Source organism: Martelella mediterranea DSM 17316, from assembly GCF_002043005.1.
GTDB lineage: Bacteria > Pseudomonadota > Alphaproteobacteria > Rhizobiales > Rhizobiaceae > Martelella > Martelella mediterranea.
This window is the reverse complement of sequence record NZ_CP020330.1, coordinates 146,461-164,994: the sequence shown is the minus strand read 5'-3', so window position 1 is coordinate 164,994 and position 18,534 is coordinate 146,461. Positions and strand designations below refer to the sequence as shown.

Here is an 18,534-nt window from a genome sequence, read left to right as displayed (position 1 = left end):
TCTCCTGCACGTTGACCGGGAGTCGACGGCTGCTGTTCCCCGGTCGGATGTCCAGCATTGGGGCTGTTTCCCGGAATCCTGTTTTGGGATGACGCGGCGTAAAATCTCAGGTGGTCAAGCCGTCAGTTCTTGGTTCGCGATCGCGCCATAAATTCCCGTCCGTCGAGATAATGGATATTGGCATCGTCATGGGCGCGTTGTGCGACGACAGGCTGAAGCTGACGAACGATGTGCAGGGTGAGCTTTCCCGCGCCTTCCTCTGCCTGCGACCCGACGCCCATGAACTTGGTCGCGCCCTTCCCGAGGGCATCAATATCGAACACGCCAGGCCCAGGCGATGTTCATGTATCGGGCAATATATCGGAGAAATCGCCGGAAGCGGTGTGTCGGGAGACCATTCCGGATGGTATCCAGAAAACCATGCACTGCCGGCCGAACGCGTGAGGACGCATCAGGTCCGCATTGACAAGGATGACGACGGAGAGTGGGGCGGGCTTTGTCAGCAAACTGGTAGGCCCTCCGCTTTCCTACGCCGTCGGCATCTCGAACCGGTTGCGCAGACGGAAAAGTTCGGCCGTGAAGCCGCGGACGAGGGCGGACTTCTGGATGTCGGCGGGAAAGAGAAGGTAGACGCGGAACATCACCTCGGGCGCGAAGGGGCGCAAAGCGACGGTTCTGCTTTCTGCTTCGCCGATGACCAGCGGATTCACCAGACCCACCGCATCCCCTTCCTGCGCCAGTGCGCAGATGGTGGCGGCGTTCGGGGTCTCGATCACATATTTTGGCTCGTGCCCGGCTTTCTTCATGGCCTCGTCGAAACGTTGCCGCGCGCGGTCCTCGGGGCTGAGGCCGATCAGCGGCCATTTTGCGATCAGATCGGGGGTGATCGACTTGTGAAGGGTCAGCGGATGGGATTTCGGCATGGCGACAAGGCCGGGGAAGCTGCCGAATAACTGGCTGTCGATGCCCGAGCGGTCGATCTCGTCAGCCGCCAGCCCCAGATCGTATTGCCCGTCGGTGATGCCGTTGCGGATCGCCGACGACCAGGTGATGTGGAAGGTGATCCTCACGCCCGGATTCTGTTGCCGGAAGGCGCGGATGGCCGCAGGCGCCAGAATGGCCCCGGCCGCCGCCAACGAGGCGATCTTCAGCGTGCCCGCGCCATAATCGCGAATACTGGCCGCCGTGGCCTGCAGCCGGTCCAGCCCCTTGAAGCTGACCTCGACCTCGCGGAAGAACAGCGTTCCTTCGGGCGTCGCGATCAGCCGCCCGCGCACCCGGTCGAAGAGCGGAAACCGCACCGCCGCTTCCAGCTCGGCGATCAGCCGCGAGACGGCCGGCTGGGTGACGCCCATCAGCTCGGCGGCCCGGACGGTCGAGCCCGAGATCATGACGGCGTTGAAGGCTTCGAGCTGGCGAAAATTCATACCTATAAGGTTTCCGCATAGAACTATGTGCCCTGATCAGTATTCCTGCTGCCAACAAAAGGCAATGATGGCGTCGTTATTTCAGGAGTTCACATGCGCGACGCAACCAAGAGCGTTCACCACCCGAAGATCAGCGAAGAGGGCTATGCCGCTCTCGGCGTTCCGACACACCGGGCCTCGACCATCGTCTTTCCGGACGCCGAAGCCTATGCCACTCGTTCGCAACGGGATCTCGACGGCTATTCCTACGGCCTGCACGGCACGCCGACGCAGCGGGTGCTGGAGGCGCAGCTTACAGCACTCGAAAACGGGTTGAAGACGGTCATTCTGCCCTCCGGCCAAGCTGCGATTGCCGTTGTGCTGCTCTCCTGCCTGAAGCCCGGCGACCATGTTCTGGTGGCCGACAACGCTTATCCGCCCGTCATCGGTCTCTGCCGCAATTTCCTCGAGCCGCGCGGTATCGCATGGTCCGTGTTCGAGCCGGGTATCGGTGCTGGCATCGAGGACGTTGTGCGGGACAACACAAGGCTGATCTGGATGGAGTCGCCCGGTTCCACGACCATGGAAATCGAGGACGTGCCGGCCATCACCGCGATCGCGAAACGGCGCGGCATCCTGACCGGCATCGATAATACCTGGGCGACGCCGCTTCTGTTCAAGCCGCTCGACCATGGCGTTGATTTTTCCATGCAGGCCATGACCAAATATCCGGGCGGCCACTCCGACCTGCTGATGGGTTCGGTCAGCGTCAACGATCTGGAACTGCGCAAGGCCTTGCGCGACACGATGCGCATGCTCGGCTTCGGCGTTTCGCCGGATGCGGTGCAACTGGTGCTGCGCGGGATGGAGACCATGGCGGTGCGCCTTGCGCATGTCGGTCGTGTGGCCGGCGAAATCGCGGCGGAGCTGGAAAGCCGCGGTGTGGGGCCGGTGCTGTTCCCCGCGCTCGCCTCCAGTCCCGGACATGCCATCTGGAAGCGCGATTTTACCGGCGCCAGCGGCCTGTTTTCGGTCGTTCTGCCGGCCGCGCATGAAGCGCGCCTCGATGCCGCGCTCAATGGGCTTCGCTATTTCGCGATCGGTGCCTCGTGGGGCGGCACCCGCAGCCTGATTGCGCCGATGAGCGTCAAGACATCGCGGCAGATGCCGCATCCCCACAAGGACCGCATCATTCTGCGCGTCAATATCGGCGTGGAAGACCCTTCCGATCTCAGGGAAGACCTCGACGGCTTCTTCACTGCGCTCGCAGGCTGACAAGACAAATGCAGCATATAAAATCCAACAAGGAGACGGGAACATGACCTGCAAGACCACATTGACCGCAATGGCGATGATCGCCGCGTTCGCCGCGCCGGCATTGGCGCAATCGACCTCGACGCTTGACACCGTGAAGGAGCGGGGGCGGCTGATCTGCGGCTCCAGCCAGGGCACGCCCGGTTTCGGCGCGCCGGATGACAATGGCTACTGGCGCGGCCTCGACGTAGAGACCTGCCGGGCCGTCGCGGTTGCCGTGCTGGACGACAAGGATGCGGTCGATTTCGTGCCGCTGTCCGGTCAGCAGCGCATTCCGGCCCTTCAGACCGGCGAGATCGACATGCTGCCGCGCACACTTACCTGGACGCTGCAGCGCGACGCCAACGGCATCAATTTTACGACGCCGAACTATTACGAATTCACAGGCTTCATGATGCCGAAATCACTCGGCATCACCAGCGTCGAGGACATGGCGGGCGCGTCCGTCTGCGTGCAGACCGGTTCGACCACCGAGGTTGTCGTCAACGACGTCTCGACCAAGAACGATCTCGATCTTCAGCCCGTCGTCTTCGACAACACCACTGCCGGCCGCCAGGCCTTCTTCTCCGGCCGCTGCGATGCGCTGATCACCGATGCCGGGGCGCTCGCTTCCGTGCGCGCGACGATGGCCGACAATCCGGACGACTACGTCATCTTCCCGGCAACGCCCTATATGGATGCGCTGACGCCCGCCGTCCGTCACGGCGACGACCAGTGGCTCGATATCGTGACATGGTCGATCCAGGCGATGATCGCCGCCGAGGCATTCGGGCTTACCAGCGAGAATATCGACGACTATCTCGACAGCGACGATCCGCGCATCCGCCGCTTCCTCGGCACGGATCCGGGCAATGGCGCGGCCCTCGGTCTCAGCGACGATTTCGCCTACCGGATCGTGAAATCCGTCGGTAATTATGCCGAGGTCTATGATCGCAATGTCGGCATGGACAGCCCGCTGAAGCTGGAGCGCGGCTATAACGCGCTGTTCAACGACGGCGGGCTGATGTTTCCGCTGGCCTTTCAGTAAAGCCGGTCATGCTGTCGCTCTGGTATTCACAACGGGCCCGATCCTGGGCCATGCAGATCGCCCTTCTGGGCGGTCTGGTCCTGTTCGTCTGGTGGCTTGCGGGCAATACGCATGAGAACCTGACCGAACGCGGCATCCGCACCGGCTTCGACTATCTCTGGCGGCCGGCGCGCTTTCCGATTTCCGAAAGCATCGTCCGCTACGATGCATCCGACAGCTTCTTCTGGGCCTATGTCGTCGGTCTCGCCAATACGCTGTGGCTGTCGTTCCTGTCGATCCTGTTTGCAACGCTGCTCGGGCTGGTGGTCGGCCTCTCGCGCCGCTCCGCCCATCCGCTGCTGTCGCGCTTCGCCGGCACCTATGTCACCGTGCTGCGCAACGTTCCGCTGATCGTCCAGCTTCTCTTCTGGTATGCGATCGCCACCTCTCTGTTTCCGGTTCCGCGCGAGGCGCTCAATCCGCTGCCCGGCGTGTTTCTGTCCATTCGCGGCGTCTATGCCCCGGCCCTGACGCTCGGACCGGGCGCCAGTATGCTGCTGATCGTCGCGGCGTTTCTGATGGTCATTGCAATAGTCGCCGGCTTCAAGGTTTCCGCCGGAAAGCCCTTGCCGGCAAAGGCCGCATCTGTCGGCCTGTTCCTCTGCGTCTGGGTGGTGGCCATCGTCTGGCTTTCGGGCATGCTCGGTCATCCGGTCGGTCTTGAGGCGCCGGCCCTGAAGGGGCTCAATTTCAGGGGCGGTATGGTGCTTTCGCCCGAATTCGCCGCGATCATCACCGGCCTGACGATCTACACCTCCGCCTTCATCGGCGAAATCATCCGCGGCGGCATTGATGCCGTCGAAAAGGGCCAGTGGGAAGGCGCGCGCGCCCTGGGGCTCAGTGAACGTCACATCATGTTCCGGATCATCCTGCCGCAGGCACTGAGGATCATCGTGCCGCCGATGACCTCGCAATATCTCTCCACCGTGAAGAACACCACGCTTGCCGTGGCGGTCGGCTATCCCGAACTCGGCCTCGTGGTCAACACGGTGATCAACCAGACCGGTCAGGCGATCGAAAGCATCCTGATCATGCTTGCGGTCTTCCTCAGTATTTCACTCTCCGTTTCCGCGTTCATGAACTGGTACAATGCGCGCGTCGCATTGGTGGTGCGCTGATGACCGATATTACCTTCAACACCGCCGCCGACGCGCCGCAGAAACCGCCGAAGGCCAAGCGCAAGCCACTGCTGAAGCTGCTGTTCGGCGATCTGCTGTCGGCATTCCTCACGGTTCTGGCCGTCCTCATCATTCTCGGCCTCATCCCGGCCTTCAACTGGGCCGTTCTCGATGCCCACTGGGTTGGCGGGCCGGCGGCATGTCAGGGCGGCGGGGCGTGCTGGACCTTTATCGGCGCCAAGGCGCGGCTGATCCTGTTCGGCCTCTATCCGCCGCAGGAGCAATGGCGGGCCACCATCGTGATTGTGCTGATCGTCGCCATGGTGCTCGTTTCGTTGTCGCCGAAATTATGGAATGCCCGGCTGCTGCTGGTCTGGGCCGTCGCGATTGCCGCCATGCTGGTGCTGATGGGCGGCGGCGTGCTGGGCCTCGACTACGTGCCGACGTCGAAATGGGGCGGCCTGCCGGTGACGCTGCTTCTGGCGGTGCTGTCGCTCGGCCTGGCGTTGCCGCTGGCCGTGCTGCTTGCGCTGGGGCGGCGGGGAAAATTGCCCGTGGCGCGCGCGATCAGCATTTTCGTGATCGAGCTCGTACGCGGTCTTCCGCTGGTCGGCCTGTTGTTCGTGGCGGCGATCCTGCTGCCGCTGCTGCTGCCGCCGGAATGGACGGTGGACAAGCTGGGGCGGACGCTTGCCGCGCTGACGATCTTCGCGGCCGCCTATCTGGCGGAGGTCATTCGCGGCGGCCTTCAGGGGCTTGACGACGGCCAGATCGAGGCGGCCGAGGCGCTCGGCATTCCCTACTGGAAAATGATCTGGCACATCGTCCTGCCGCAGGCGATCCAGAACGTGATCCCGCCGCTGACCAACACCGCCATCGTGATGATCAAGAACACCTCGCTGGTGCTGATCGTCGGGGTGTTCGACATGCTGAGCGCGGCGCGCAGCGCCAGCACCGACCCGGCATGGCCGGCGCCTTCCACCGAGGCCTATCTGTTCGTCGCGGCGATCTACTTCATCATCTGCTTTTCCATCTCAATCTATTCGCGCCATCTCGAACGGGGCGTAGCCGCAAGGACACACGGATGAAACCTGCGATCGAAATCGATAACATCGACAAATTCTACGGCGATTTTCATGTGCTCAAGGGCGTGTCGCTGACGGTGGCCGCTGGCGAGAAAGTGGTGGTGTGCGGCCCATCGGGGTCGGGCAAGTCGACGCTGATCCGCTGCATCAACCGCCTCGAGGAACACCAAGCGGGCCGGATTGTCGTAAATGGCATCGAGCTCGGCGACGATCTGCGCAACCTCGATGCGGTCCGGCGCGACGCGGGCATGGTGTTCCAGCATTTCAACCTGTTTCCGCATCTGACGGTGCTCGAAAACTGCGCTCTGCCGCAGATCCTGTCGCGGCGCACGCCGCGCGCCGAAGCGGAGGCGGCGGCGGAAACCTTCCTGAAACGCGTCCGCATTCTCGACCAGGCGCCCAAATTTCCCGGGCAGCTTTCCGGCGGGCAAAAGCAACGCGTCGCGATCGCGCGGGCGCTCTGCATGCGGCCGCGGATCATGCTCTTTGACGAACCGACATCGGCGCTCGATCCGGAGATGATCCGGGAAGTGCTCGACGTGATGGTGGAGCTCGCCGATGACGGCATGACCATGGTGGTCGTCACCCACGAAATGGGCTTCGCCCGCCAGGTCGCCGATCGCGTCGTCTATATGGAAGCCGGCGGCATCGTCGAAACCGCCGCCCCCGATCAGTTCTTCGATGCGCCGGAAGACGAGAGAACCCGACGTTTCCTGTCAAGCATCCGGACGATGATCCACTGACGGTTCGGACCCGCAGGCCGAAGATGGGACACCAGCCTCCGGCGCAACTCAGCCATCGTCGGTATCGATCAGCCGCTTCAGCTTCTCGATCGCCATATCGTGCTCTTCCTGATAGGCGATGGTGCTCTGCAGCACGCCGCCATCGTTCAACAGGAACACCGATGCGGAATGGTTCATCGTGTAGTCGCCGTCGGGATCGTTGGGATCGAGCGGCACCTTTTCGTAGTAGATGCCGAAGCCGTCCGCCATGGCGCGGACCTTGTCCGGGTCGCCGGCAATGCCGGTAACGCGGTCGGTGACGTTGGAGAGATAGTTCCGCATCATCTCCGGCGTGTCCTGTTCCGGGTCGATCGTGATCCAGTAGGCGTCGACCTTGTTGCCATCGGGATCGACCTCGTGCAGCCAGCCATTGAGCTCGTAAAGAGTGGTCGGACAGACCTCCGGGCAATGGGTGAAACCGAAGAACAGCGCGGTCGGCTTCTCGCGGAAGGCGGCCTGGGTGATCTCGGAACCGTCATCGGCGGTCAGCGTGAAGTCCGGTCCCATCGGGATATGCATCATCTCTTCATTGGTCTCGCCGATCTGATAGACCAGCCAGACGATCACGACGCAGATGGCGGCAATGGACCCCCAGAGGGCCCTTCTGAAGTTCTTCATGTCCTGAATTCCTGACTGCGCACACGGGTCCGCGGGGCCGTCGCCGGCCCGGCAGACGCTCTTGTGCGATTTGGGAACGCCCCGCATCGCCGGTCAGGCTGTGCGGGGTCGGTGCGGTGTCCGAAACTCAGTTCGCCTTCATGTCGCCATGGTCGGCGTGGTCATGATCCATGCCATGCATGTCGTGGCCGGCTTCCTTCGCGGCGATGCTTTTGACGGTGAAGGGCACGGTCACCTTTCCCGCCTTCTCGAAGGTCAGCTCGACATCGACGACCGTATCTTCGACAAGCGGACCATTCAGCTTCATGAACATGATGTGCAGGCCGCCAGGCGAAAGCTCCACGGTCTCGTGGGCGGGAACCGGAATACCATCGGTCATCTGGTACATCTTCATCACCTCGCCATCCATGCGCATGTTGTGAAGCTGCAGGTCGCCCGCGGCATCGGATGAGGCGGCGATGAGGCGATCGTCGGTATCGCCATTATTGGTGATCGACAGGAACCCGCCGCCGACGGGCGCGCCGGGGAGGGTGGCGCGGGCGAAGGCGCCGGTGATGTCGAGATCACCAACCTTGATGTCCTCGCTCATGGCGTGGTCCATATCATGGCTCATGTCATGAGACATCGCGGCGTGGTCGTCGTGGCCACCATGTCCGTGACCGGCGACGGCCGCCGTCACCGTCAGCTTGGGCGCGGGTTCGGCGTCACTTGTCTCGCCCGTACCGGTCCAGTGGTTGGCGCTGCCATCGGCGCAGAGCTGAACGGCCGGGAAATAGAGCACCGTGCCGGGGGCGATATCGGCCGACAGCGAGCCGTGCATCACGAACTCGTCGTAATAGGCGTCGGGCAGTTCGCCGCCCTTCCAGATCACCTCGGTCACGCCTTCGCTGACCGGCGTGCCATGGTTCATATAGGTTTCGGCGTAAGCGCCGGTGACGGTTTCGAGCTCCCAGCCGGCATGCGGCATCGGCTTCACGCTGTAAAAGCCTTCCGGCACCTGAACACGTATTTCGGTGGTCGCCGCGCCATCGCAGCCGTGCGGCACGCGGATAACGGCCTTGTAGCTGCCACCGGCCGGGGCTTCGCCGGTTTCGAGCGTCATGTGGGCATTGGCGGCGGAAAGGCTGGCAAGGCTGATTGCGCCGGCCCATGCGAGACGGGTCATGAACGTGGTCATGGAAAATACTCCGTTTGGAATTGTCGTGATTTTGCGGACCCTGACAGGTCCGCTTTGCGGAATCAGACAACAAACGGCGGTGCGCGCGGATTGTAATGGCTTGTGTAGGCGACGCGGGACGGGGTCTCATCTTCAAATGCGAGATCATGCGCCAAGAGGCAGGTATAGGCCGGGACGGCCTCGTCCGGCGGCGGCGGCAGGATGGCGGCATCCTGGCGGCAGGCATGGCAGGGGCCGTGGCTCATGGCCCCGTCATCGCCGGGCCCGCTGCCGCAGAGAACGGTCTGGGACGATGCCAGAAGCGAACTGGCGTCGTGGTGGGTCAGAGCCGGCATGAAGGGCTGATAGATAAAGGCGAGCGCAAAGACGGCGATCACGGCCAGTGCCGCCGCCAGCTCCCGCATCGCTGCCTTCAATCCCCGCAAACCCAAAACCTCCCCATCATTCCGCTGTTCCGCCGAAGCATGCAGCATGTCGGCCAGACAAGAATGGATGCCGCACGTTATTGCAACTTGTCAATTTGACGCAAGCGAAATGCGATCTCGCGCACCGGTTTCATCCATGGTCCTGAACATCCGTCGCCATAAGGCTGACGTCCTCGAACGTGACGTCCGCTATCGTCTTGTGAATGGAAAACTGAGTTGTGTCGTTTGGGCCCGCCATCACCAGAATGACCGTTTCCTTCGGCGGACAGCCGGGGAGGTGGCAGGCGAGCTCGTTGACCGAGATGATGGTTGCATCGTCGATCTTCAAACACGCGCGCGTCCAGTTCTTGATCCTGCGCGCGGACTCGATGACGCCCGATTTTTTCGGGGCAAGCGGGTTCACGAAAGCACTGCTCAAGCGGTTTTCCTCCTGCTTTTCTTTGAGCGGGCGACAAGGGCGGCGAACAGGGCGCGGATCTGCCTTTGCGGCAGATCCATGCCGATAAGGACAATCCGCGTGCCGCGCTCCTCACTTGGCCATCGCGGCAGGCGCACGGTTGGGTCCATCCTGTGCTGCACGGCGTGGATCACCATTGGTCTTTCGGGATCGTCGCTGAGCGCGACCAGCCCCTTCATGCGGATGAGGCCGCGGTTTTGCGGGCTGACGAGAACGCCCAGCAGAATGCCGATCGCATCCGGGTCCAGCGGCGTCTCGCTCGTCAGGTAAAACGCCTCGATCTCGTCGCCATGGCGATTGGGGTCGTGGTCGTGTTCCGGGTGCGCTGCGAGCCGTTCCATCGCCAGCCAGCCATTGACGTCTTCCGCCTTGCGCGACACCGAATAGGGCGTTTCGCCGAGAAGAGAGACAAGGTCGAAGCCCGGCGCATGCCGATCGTGAAAGCGCGCGGCCGGGTTGAGCACAGCAAGCTCCAGCGCCCAGTTCCGTTTTTCCTCGGCGATATCGGTTTTCGTCAGGATCACCGCATCGGCAAAGGCCAGCTGTTTCCAGCCTTCGATGAAGCTTGCGAGCGTCGAGCGTCCATCGATCGTATCGAAGGTGGTGATGACGCCCTGCAGATAGAAGTGGCGCGCAACGGCGTGGTCCCGCAGCGCGGTTGCCGGCGCTCCACCCGGGATCAGGCTGTTGATGATCGGAGCGGGGTCGGCAAGCCCTGTGGTTTCGATGACCACGCGGCTGATCGGGCCGATTGCGCCCTCCATCCGGGCCTCGTGCAATTCGTGAAGCGAGGTGCGGATATCGCTGGTCGCCGAGCAGCAGAGACAGCCGGTCGTGGTGCGCATGTAGCGCTCCGAACCAGTGCGGACGAGATCGTGATCGATGGCGATGGAGCCGAACTCGTTGATAATCACGGCGGTCTCATGCATGCGCGGATCGCTGACCAGTTCATTGATCAGCGTCGTCTTGCCGGAGCCGAGAAAGCCGGTCAGCAGCGTTACCGCAGCGGGGTCGTAGAACTGCTTCAATCCATTCCTCTCTGACGCGGGGACGGGTTTGTCGACCAACCGGTGCGTCCGGCCCTGGAAGGCCGGACGCTTCTTCGTTGGTTACGGCACTGACCTCAGTGGGCCAGCATCTCGTCGACGATCTGGTCGGCGTTGAGCGATGACGGGTAGTAGGTCGGCCAGTTGGTGAGTTCCTCCAGTACGGCGGCGCGGTCGTCACCCCAGTAGAGGTGATAGTGATCGGCGTCCGCCGGTGCGATCCGGTGGTCGGAGAACTGGATGAACTGCGGCGCGGCTTCGTCGCCGCCGGTCTTTTCGAAGATGAAGCGGACGCCCCTGTTCCCCTTGGCATAGGTCAGGATTTCATAGCCGTCGCTTGCGTAGTGGCCTTCAACCGCTTCGCCATCCCGATAGAAGGTGACCATGTCGCCATCGATGGTGATGCGCTCGACATCGGTCTTGTAGCCGGCGTCGTAATAGGCCTTGTATTCCGCGGCGGTCATGCTGCCGGTCTCGGCCTTGTGCTCCATTACCGGATCGAGCGTGCCGTCCTGAAGATAGGGATAGACCGACTGCCAGTCACCTTCCCAGTCGGAAAGGGTGCGATCCGCGATCTGGCTGTCCTCGAAATAGCCCTTGGCGATCTGCGGGTCGCCATGATCGTGGGCATGCGCTTCGTCGCCATGAGCGTGATCGTGGTCATGGCCTTCGTGGTCATGTTCACCTTCGTGGACCATGCCGCTGCCGCCGGCGACGGCGATGTTGTAGGGCATGCCGCCAACGTCGATGGTGCCGACTTCCGAAAGGCCATCCTTGGCGATGCGGCGGACGAGGCCGGCATTCGGGTCGCTCATCACGATTTCATCGCCGGCCATGGCGATGCGCGGACGCGGGTCGTTCCAGTGGCCGTCCATCGAATAGGGTTCGGTGACCCTGGCGCTTTCCGTGAGGCTGGCGTCCAGGATATCGATCTGGTGCAGGCTGCCATCCTCGGTCAGGACATAGCCGAAACGGGCATTGGCCGGATCGAGCGCGAAGTCGACGCGGCGGAACGGCAGTTCGATATAGCGGAAATGCGGCTCATCGGCCGGGTCGATGACGACGAGGCCATTGGATCCGTAATTGCCGAGGAAGACCTGCATGCTTTTTGCGCCCAGCAGGGTACCCGTCGTCTGGTCGTCCGGCAGATCATCCGGATAGGTCAGCATCTCGAAGACGGGGCCGTCTTCACCGGCGGTCACGGTCAGCACGCCTTCCTGGCAACCGGCGGCGAGATAGGCGCCGGAGAAGGCTTCGCCATGGATGCCGGTGCAGGTCGCGACATCGCCGGTCGGCTCGCCGTCTTCGGTCACGGCGCGCAGGCCGATGCGGGTTCCGTCGACCGGCGTGTCAGTGGCAACGGTCGTGACCCAGTATTGGCCGACGGGAGCTGCAAAGCCGTGATGGGCGCGTTCCTGCTTCAGTTCGCTGGTTTCAATCTCGCCGTGGGAAAGCTCGGGAGCATCGACGATTTCGGCATAGCCGCCCTTGTCGAAATTGATGACCACTTTGCCGTCATGATCGATGATGTGGAACGGGCGCGGACCGGTGAGGCTGCCCTCGACGGCCGCCGGCTCCTCGATATCGATATCGGAATGGTCGCCATGGGAATGCAGCGAGATGCCGCTGTCGATGAAATTCACCGCGTCGCTGTCCGACTGCACGGCGACGATGGCGGCGCCACCATTGACCGCGTAAAGCTTGTTCTGGCCGGTGGTGTCGAAGGACCAGCGATGGTCGGGTTCGCTGAGATCGAAGGCCGTGATTTTCGCATCGGCATGATCGCCGACGAAAACGCGGTAGAGGGTGACGCTGTCCTCGTGGTCCTCGGCAAACGCCGCCGGAGCGCCAAGTGAAATCGCGAGTGCGGATGCACCCAGGATCCATCGTTTCATATCAGTCTCTCCTTGATGGTATAACGTAACGTTGAACGGCGAGGTTCGGCCTCGCCCTTTTGTTGGTGTCAGCTGTTGTTGATGGCGGCGGCGAGCGTTTCGACGTTGTAGTGCATCATGTCGATATAGCGCGGCGCAGGGCCATCCGCTGAAGACAACGCATCCGAATAGAGCGTTCCCCCAAGTTCCAGTCCGGCTTCGGACGCGATCTGTTCGACGAGGCGGGCGTCGGAAATGTTTTCGGCAAAAGCGGCGCTGAGCGACAGCATCAGCGCGCCGGACACGGCCCTCTGCATGAAAGCGAACTCGATAAAGGGAAGCACGAGAGCGTCGTAGATCATCACAGCAGCCCGACAATGCCCTTCATCAGCGTCGATTTGCCCGACCCGTTGCCGCCGACCACCGCCGTCAGGCTGCCCTTGCCGATAACGCCGTTCAGGTGATGCACGGCCGGATGCCGGTGATATCCAAGCGTCAGATCGCGAAAGGTCAGGCAGGCCTCGGCCATCGAAAGAGTCTCGTCCATAGACAGGAGATTCAGTAATGTAATACCATTACGTTTATCGAACGCGTGATTTGAAGGCAACCGCTTTTTCCGGCTTCGGCGAAAATTTCGTCCCGGGTTTGAAAAGGCTTCGACAATGCGCACTGGCGGCGTTTCGAGAAAACGATGCGCATCTCGTCTTCGGCCCGCGCTCCGGCTCCAAGCTTGGCAATTTCGAAATCCCGGAAACCCTGCCGCCGGGGCCGCTGCAGGCGTTTCTGCCGCTGAAGGTTGCAGAAGTCTCCTCGCTCAGGCCGGGTCTCACCGTAGCCGTGGAAGGTGAGGGGCTTTCCGGCGCCGCTTCCCGCCGGCTGGAGCGACTGGAGACCGCGCTTCCTTCAAAGCTTGCGACCGAAGTCGGCCAGCCGGTCATAGTGGCAGGTGAAGAGGCGAGCTATCTTGGCGCTTGGCTCGATTCCGCGCTTCTCCACGCGCTCTTTGGCCGCCTTTTGGATGCGGCCGGTATTGCCCGTGTCGCAATGCCGGAACCGGTGCGCCTGGTGCGGCGCGGAAAGGTGGCGGCGATCTTCAACGATGGTCCTGAACCTTACACGATACCCTTCCCCACCGGCCGCTTTCTGCTCGGCGAGCGAACCGTGCCCCACAGGATCTCGCGATCTTCGAGACGACGCCTTGAGAGGCCTTCTGGACGCGCCATTGATGCGATAGATTCAATAGGTTGGAGCCGTGCATCCGAATGGATGCGCGGCTCCAGCCAGTTCCGGCGCGAATCTCCCTTGCAAGCAAAGATCTCGAGGGCAGCAGGTCACAGAAAGTCGAGCACCATCCGGTTGAACTTGTCGGCATGTTCCCACTGAACCCAGTGGCCGCATCGGTTGAAGACGTGCAGTTCGGAATTCTGGATGCCCGCGACGAGCCTGATGCCGGTGTCCATCGGCACGAAGCGGTCGTTGCGACCCCAGACGATCAGCGTCTCGGCGGTAATCTCGTGCAGCCGGTGATCGACATTCGGGAACTGGCGCGGATTGATCGCCAGGCTCTTGACGAAATTTTCCAGATGGTCGCGGCGCGCCAGAATGTTCTTCAATCGCGTCTCGAACAGCTCTTCGGTGAGATCGCTCGGATCGAAGACGAAAACCTCCATCATTTTCTTCAGGTTCTCAATGGTGGGATTGCGGTAAAGCGCGCCGATCAGCTTGATGCCTTCGGCGGGCTGCGGCGTGAACAGGCTGGTGCCGCCGGTGCCGCCCCCCATCAGGATCAGCTTGCCGACCTTTTCGGGATGCGCGAGCGCAAAGGCGACAGCGCTGTGGCCGCCCATCGAGTTTCCGATGATGTGTATCTTCTCAAGCGCCAGTGCCTCGACAAGGCCGTTCAGCATCCGCGCGTTCAGGTCGGAGCGTGAACCGGCGGATATCACCGTGTCGCTCTCGCCCCAGCCGGGGCAATCCATCAGCACGACGCGATAGCCTGCGTCGGTCAGGGGTTGGATATTGCGATTGAAGTTTGCCCAGCCCGTCGCCCCGGGACCGGAACCGTGCAGCATGACCACGGTCTCGCCGCCGTTCCTGGGGTCGCAGTCGTTGTAATGAATTTTCAACGTGCCGTCGCCATCGGCGATCTGCGCAAAACGGCTGGTCTCTTCCGCCGTAAATATATGAGCCATGAAAACTCCTCCGAATTCCGTGATGGCGGTTTCTTCGCGGCGAACTTAGCGACCTCGTCGCGGCGCACGCAAACGGCCCGCCGATGCTGTGCACATTGTGCACGTCGCCGATTTGAAGATTGTCCCGCCTGTTTCGTCTCTGTTAGCCAATGAAAAGCGGACGGCGCGGTCCCAATGCCGCGAGGAGCGGCGCTCGCCAGACGTATTCATATCAAAGGCCAGTGCCACGCATGTCGCGGCCGGGACGAAATGTCCAGGAAGCCGCAGGCGGTTTCCCGGCTAGAGAAGTGTTGCCATTTTCAGGGAGGCTTTCCATGGCATTTTCAGACCAGTTTGACCCCGGGCCGCAGATTGCCCAATGCGGTACCGTCAATCTCGGCACCAGGGATATCGAAAAGTCGCTGTTCTTCTTCCGCGATACGCTGGGCATGGAAGAGGTCGAGCGCAAGGACAATGTGTCCTATTTGCGCTGCTATCAGGAACTCGGTCATCATTCCCTGGTTCTGACCGAACAGGAAGAGGCCGTCGTCAATGCGTTCTCATTCCGCGTCAAGCGCCCGCAGGATGTGGCGCTGTTCCATGAGGAACTGAGCCGGCAGGGAATCGAGGTCCTTGAAGTGCCCGCCGGCGCCGAAGCCGGGCGTGGTGAAGCGATCCGCTTCCTTCTGCCCGGCGGCGGCCATCCGTTCGAACTCTACTACGATATGGAAAAGCCGCTGGCGCCGGAAAGCATGCGCTCGCGCCTGCCGTCCAACAGCTCGAAACGCCGTGGCCTCGGTGTGCGCCGGATCGATCATTTCAACATCCAGACCTCGCCGGACACCATCAATCAGGCTGAAAGCTGGGTGCGCGATACGCTCGGCTTCAAGCGCCGCGAATTCGCCCATTTGCCGAACCGGCCGGGAACCGTGCTCGCCTCCTGGATGTCGGTGACGCCGCAGGTGCACGACCTGGCGATTGTCGCCAATGGTCTCAACAAGACGGCCCAGCTTCATCACATCGCCTTCAACCTGCAGGATTTTTCCGACGTCTTGACCGCGGCCGACACGCTGCGCGATCTCGACGTTTCCTATGGCGTCGGGCCGGGCAAGCACGGCATCGGGCAGGCGATGTATCTTTACATTCATGATCCGGGGTCCGACCACCGCGTCGAGCTTTACGCCGGCGGCTATCTGATTTTCGATCCCGACTGGAAGGCGATCGAATGGGAACAGGAAGCGTTTCCGGACGGCATGACCTGGTATGGCGATCCCATCGACACATCGACAGGCAGCCGCGGCCGCGACACCACCGGCTGCGCCGGGCTTTATCGCAATGAGCTCGTCCCCGCCCCGGCCAAATAATCTTCGACCTTGCGCGCCGCTTCCCGAAGCGGCGCGAGATATTTCTCGCATGCCTGCGACAGGCTCATGGCCGATCGCAGCATCACGACATTGATGCAGCCGGCCACCTTGTCGCCATGCATGACCGGAACCGCGAGCGCCATGATCTTCTGCTCGCGAGTCCAGTCGCCATTGGCAAATGCGTAGCCGTTTTTCCGGTGGTCATCGAGCTGCGCCTCGAAGGCGCTCCGCGCCGATGGCTCCGCCAGAAGCGATCCAGGCTGCTGCGCAAGGCCCGCAAGCAGCTTTTGGCGTTCCTCATCCGGACAGAAGGCAAGATAGGCGCGGCCCAGCGCCGTTGTGGTCAGCGGCAGGCGGCGCCGCACCGTGACCTTGTGAAATGACAGCGGGCTGAAGCGGTGCGTGGTCTCGCGCACCCGCATGGAAAGCCCGTCCAGCGTTGCCAGATCCGAGGGCCAGACGACCTTCACGAGCAGTTCGCCGAGAACGACGGAAGCTGCTTCCGAAATCCACTCGTCTTCATTGTAGCCGTCGCTCAGGCCGTAGACGCCTGGTGTCAGCCTGTAGCTGTCGTCGGATGCCGAACGGCGCACCAGCCCCTCGTTCTGGAGGGTTTCCAGAAGCCGGCGCACAGTCGTTCGGTGCAGCCCCGTCGCCGTGCTCAGCTCCCCCACGGTAGCCCACCCGCCCTCGGCCTGATTGAGAGATCGCAACAAAGCGAGGCCGCGCGAAAGCCCTTGGACAGGCTTGTATGGCGTGTGGCTTGCGTCTCCCATTTGAGCTCCCGTCATGTGCACTATGTGCACGAATCTTTCATGATCGTTGTTAACTTTGCAAGCCTGCTGATAGCTGATCCCGGTTGCCGGGGCGCGGAGGAGAACGTCTCCCGGACGACAATGCCGAGGAGCCAGATCATGACATTTTCCGCCAGTTCACATCAAGATGCAGCCGCGGCGGCCGAGACCGGGCGCGCGACCCCGATGAAGGCGCGGGTTCTAATTGCGGGCGCGGGCCCCGTTGGCCTGACGCTCGCCAATTATCTTGGCGGCTATGGTGTCGAGACGATCGTGATTGAGGCGCTGCCGGAGCTGATCGACTATCCGCGCGCCATCGGCATTGACGATGAGGCAATGCGCACCATGCAGGGCATCGGGCTCGCCGACAGGATCGAGCCGCACACCACGCCCTTGCACTGGATGCGGTTCCTGACCGCGAAGGGGCGCTGCTGGGCTTCTCTCGAGCCGAAAACCGACGAGTTCGGCTGGTCGCGCCGCAACGCCTTCATCCAGCCGCAGGCCGACCGGATTCTCTATGAGGGCCTTTCCCGCTACAGCCATGTGAAGGTCTTGTTTGCGACCGAATTCAAGAGCCTAAAGCAGGACGCGGACGGCGTGGTCGCGACGGTGGAAGGTTCGGACGGTCCCTTCACCATCAGCGCGGACTATATGGTCGGCGCCGATGGCGGCCGCAGTCCGGTCCGCGAGGCATTGGGCCTTGCCTTCGAAGGCAAGACGGCCGCCAATCAATGGATGGTCGTCGATGTCGAGAACGATCCCGTCGGTACGCCCAATCTCTACCTGGTTTGCGATCCGAAGCGGCCTTACGTCTCCGCCGCATTGCCGCACGGCGTGCGCCGTTTCGAATTCATGGTGATGAAGGATGAGGACGAAGCCCATTTCGAGCGTACTGACGTCATGCGCGCCCTGCTGGCCAAGGTTCTGGAAAAGCCCGAAGAGGCGAAGCTGATCCGCCGCCGCGTCTATAATCACAATGCGCGGCTTGCCAATCGCTTCCGCGTGGGGCGGGTCATGCTTGCCGGCGACGCTGCCCATATCATGCCGGTCTGGCAGGGGCAGGGATATAACAGCGGTATTCGCGACGCCGCCAATCTCGGCTGGAAGCTGGCCATGGTGGTGAATGGTCGTCTGGGGCCGGACATTCTCGATACCTATGAGAGCGAACGGCGCAGCCATGCCCGGGCGATGATCGACCTTTCGGTCATGGTCGGCAAGGTGTTCAATCCGCCTTATGCGTTTCTCGGCACGGTGCGCGATGGCGTCACCCGGTTCCTGAACCTGTTTCCCGCCGTCAAGCGCTACATCGTCGAGATGCGCTTCAAGCCGATGCCGCGTTTTACCGAGGGCGCGCTGGTTCCAAGTCGCGTCAAAAGCAAGGAAAGCCCGGTCGGTCGCCTGTTCATCCAGCCGCGGGTGCGCACCGTCAGGGGCGAGGTCAGGCGCATGGACGACCTGATCGGTCCCAATTTCGCAATCCTCTCCTGGGGCAACAATCCGCTGCAATATATGGATGCCGACCAGATTGCGATGTGGCAGGCGCTCGGCGCGGTCTTCATCTGCGTCAAGCCCGACGTGCAGCTCGGGGTCAGGCCCGATGAGGCGCTCGGCTTCGGAACCGATGCGATGAACGGCGTCGTCGAGATCGGCGATCAGCAGGGGCGGCTGAAGGAGTGGTTCGGCAATTGGCCGGAGTCGGTCGTTTTCCTGCGACCGGACCGGGTGGTGGCAGCAACGGCGACGCCGCTGACCGTGACTGAAGTGTCACGCTCGCTGGCGCGCGCCATGTCCTATCCCGGCAAGCCGCAGCCGATGACCCTGGCGAGGGAGGCGTGAT

At 62.3% G+C, this 18,534-nt stretch carries 18 protein-coding genes and 2 pseudogenes; 8 read left to right on the top strand and 12 right to left on the bottom strand.

What is annotated here, in order from left to right; genetic code table 11:
* Positions 1 to 122: 122 nt before the first annotated feature.
* Both Mame_RS00810 and Mame_RS00805 read right to left on the bottom strand, forming a co-directional pair.
* A complete protein-coding gene (locus Mame_RS00810) occupies positions 123 to 323 on the bottom strand; it encodes an SGNH/GDSL hydrolase family protein (protein WP_018063404.1) in 201 nt (66 codons plus the stop codon).
* Between the two features lie 204 nt (positions 324 to 527).
* Positions 528 to 1,427, bottom strand: a complete 900-nt coding sequence (locus Mame_RS00805) for a LysR substrate-binding domain-containing protein (RefSeq protein WP_018063405.1) — start codon at positions 1,425 to 1,427, stop codon at positions 528 to 530.
* A 93-nt stretch (positions 1,428 to 1,520) separates the two neighbouring features.
* On the opposite strand from Mame_RS00805, the gene Mame_RS00800 reads away from it, so the two are divergent.
* From Mame_RS00800 to Mame_RS00780, 5 genes are read left to right on the top strand one after another with little or no spacing between them, the layout of a single operon-like run.
* Positions 1,521 to 2,681, top strand: coding sequence for a trans-sulfuration enzyme family protein (locus tag Mame_RS00800; RefSeq protein WP_018063406.1), 1,161 nt, complete (start codon positions 1,521 to 1,523; stop codon positions 2,679 to 2,681).
* Positions 2,682 to 2,724: 43 nt separating this feature from the next.
* Positions 2,725 to 3,747, top strand: a complete 1,023-nt coding sequence (locus tag Mame_RS00795) for an amino acid ABC transporter substrate-binding protein (protein ID WP_018063407.1) — start codon at positions 2,725 to 2,727, stop codon at positions 3,745 to 3,747.
* Between the two features lie 50 nt (positions 3,748 to 3,797).
* Positions 3,798 to 4,904 (top strand): amino acid ABC transporter permease, encoded by a 1,107-nt coding sequence (locus Mame_RS00790; protein WP_018063408.1) that lies wholly within the window; start codon positions 3,798 to 3,800, stop codon positions 4,902 to 4,904.
* Complete coding sequence (locus Mame_RS00785) at positions 4,904 to 5,992, top strand: amino acid ABC transporter permease (RefSeq protein WP_018063409.1); 1,089 nt, start codon at positions 4,904 to 4,906, stop codon at positions 5,990 to 5,992. Before Mame_RS00790 ends, Mame_RS00785 begins: the two co-directional genes overlap by 1 nt.
* A complete protein-coding gene (locus tag Mame_RS00780) occupies positions 5,989 to 6,732 on the top strand; it encodes an amino acid ABC transporter ATP-binding protein (RefSeq protein ID WP_018063410.1) in 744 nt (247 codons plus the stop codon). Before Mame_RS00785 ends, Mame_RS00780 begins: the two co-directional genes overlap by 4 nt.
* A 48-nt stretch (positions 6,733 to 6,780) precedes the next feature.
* Here Mame_RS00780 and Mame_RS00775 read toward each other — a convergent pair whose 3' ends face one another.
* From Mame_RS00775 to Mame_RS00740, 8 genes and pseudogenes are all read right to left on the bottom strand, one after another.
* The gene (locus Mame_RS00775) at positions 6,781 to 7,389 is read right to left on the bottom strand and encodes an SCO family protein (protein WP_018063411.1); all 609 of its coding nucleotides are present in this window, start codon (positions 7,387 to 7,389) and stop codon (positions 6,781 to 6,783) included.
* 127 nt (positions 7,390 to 7,516) lie between these two features.
* Entirely contained in the window at positions 7,517 to 8,566 is a 1,050-nt protein-coding gene (locus Mame_RS00770; protein WP_018063412.1) for a DUF1775 domain-containing protein, read from the bottom strand.
* 62 nt (positions 8,567 to 8,628) lie between these two features.
* The gene (locus Mame_RS00765; RefSeq protein ID WP_018063413.1) at positions 8,629 to 8,970 is read right to left on the bottom strand and encodes a hypothetical protein; all 342 of its coding nucleotides are present in this window, start codon (positions 8,968 to 8,970) and stop codon (positions 8,629 to 8,631) included.
* Positions 8,971 to 9,121: 151 nt separating this feature from the next.
* Entirely contained in the window at positions 9,122 to 9,409 is a 288-nt protein-coding gene (locus Mame_RS00760; RefSeq protein WP_018063414.1) for a hypothetical protein, read from the bottom strand.
* Positions 9,406 to 10,476: a CobW family GTP-binding protein gene (locus tag Mame_RS00755; protein WP_018063415.1), complete on the bottom strand. Its 1,071-nt coding sequence runs from the start codon at positions 10,474 to 10,476 to the stop codon at positions 9,406 to 9,408. Before Mame_RS00755 ends, Mame_RS00760 begins: the two co-directional genes overlap by 4 nt.
* Before the next feature lie 95 nt (positions 10,477 to 10,571).
* On the bottom strand, positions 10,572 to 11,192 hold the full coding sequence (locus tag Mame_RS27595) for a ZinT family metal-binding protein (RefSeq protein ID WP_412768642.1): 621 nt from the start codon (positions 11,190 to 11,192) through the stop codon (positions 10,572 to 10,574).
* 1,265 nt (positions 11,193 to 12,457) lie between these two features.
* Positions 12,458 to 12,646 (bottom strand): annotated as a pseudogene (locus Mame_RS00745) (metal ABC transporter solute-binding protein, Zn/Mn family); the annotation flags it as partial.
* Positions 12,647 to 12,732: 86 nt separating this feature from the next.
* Positions 12,733 to 12,897, bottom strand: a pseudogene (locus tag Mame_RS00740) (ATP-binding cassette domain-containing protein); the annotation flags it as partial.
* Between the two features lie 68 nt (positions 12,898 to 12,965).
* On the opposite strand from Mame_RS00740, the gene Mame_RS00735 reads away from it, so the two are divergent.
* Positions 12,966 to 13,751 carry a beta-galactosidase trimerization domain-containing protein gene (locus Mame_RS00735; RefSeq protein ID WP_026173239.1) on the top strand — a complete coding sequence of 262 codons (786 nt, stop codon included), beginning with the start codon at positions 12,966 to 12,968 and terminating at the stop codon, positions 13,749 to 13,751.
* Here the strand turns inward: Mame_RS00735 and Mame_RS00730 are convergent.
* A complete protein-coding gene (locus Mame_RS00730; RefSeq protein WP_018063420.1) occupies positions 13,700 to 14,560 on the bottom strand; it encodes an alpha/beta fold hydrolase in 861 nt (286 codons plus the stop codon). The genes Mame_RS00735 and Mame_RS00730 overlap by 52 nt on opposite strands.
* Before the next feature lie 314 nt (positions 14,561 to 14,874).
* Between Mame_RS00730 and Mame_RS00725 the strand changes: the two genes are divergently transcribed.
* Complete coding sequence (locus Mame_RS00725) at positions 14,875 to 15,903, top strand: VOC family protein (RefSeq protein WP_018063421.1); 1,029 nt, start codon at positions 14,875 to 14,877, stop codon at positions 15,901 to 15,903.
* Here the strand turns inward: Mame_RS00725 and Mame_RS00720 are convergent.
* Complete coding sequence (locus Mame_RS00720) at positions 15,867 to 16,679, bottom strand: DNA-binding transcriptional regulator (RefSeq protein ID WP_033409554.1); 813 nt, start codon at positions 16,677 to 16,679, stop codon at positions 15,867 to 15,869. The two genes, Mame_RS00725 and Mame_RS00720, sit on opposite strands and share 37 nt — an antisense overlap.
* A 138-nt stretch (positions 16,680 to 16,817) precedes the next feature.
* Between Mame_RS00720 and Mame_RS00715 the strand changes: the two genes are divergently transcribed.
* Positions 16,818 to 18,533, top strand: coding sequence for a bifunctional 3-(3-hydroxy-phenyl)propionate/3-hydroxycinnamic acid hydroxylase (locus Mame_RS00715; RefSeq protein ID WP_018063424.1), 1,716 nt, complete (start codon positions 16,818 to 16,820; stop codon positions 18,531 to 18,533).
* The last annotated feature ends 1 nt before the right edge of the window (position 18,534 follow it).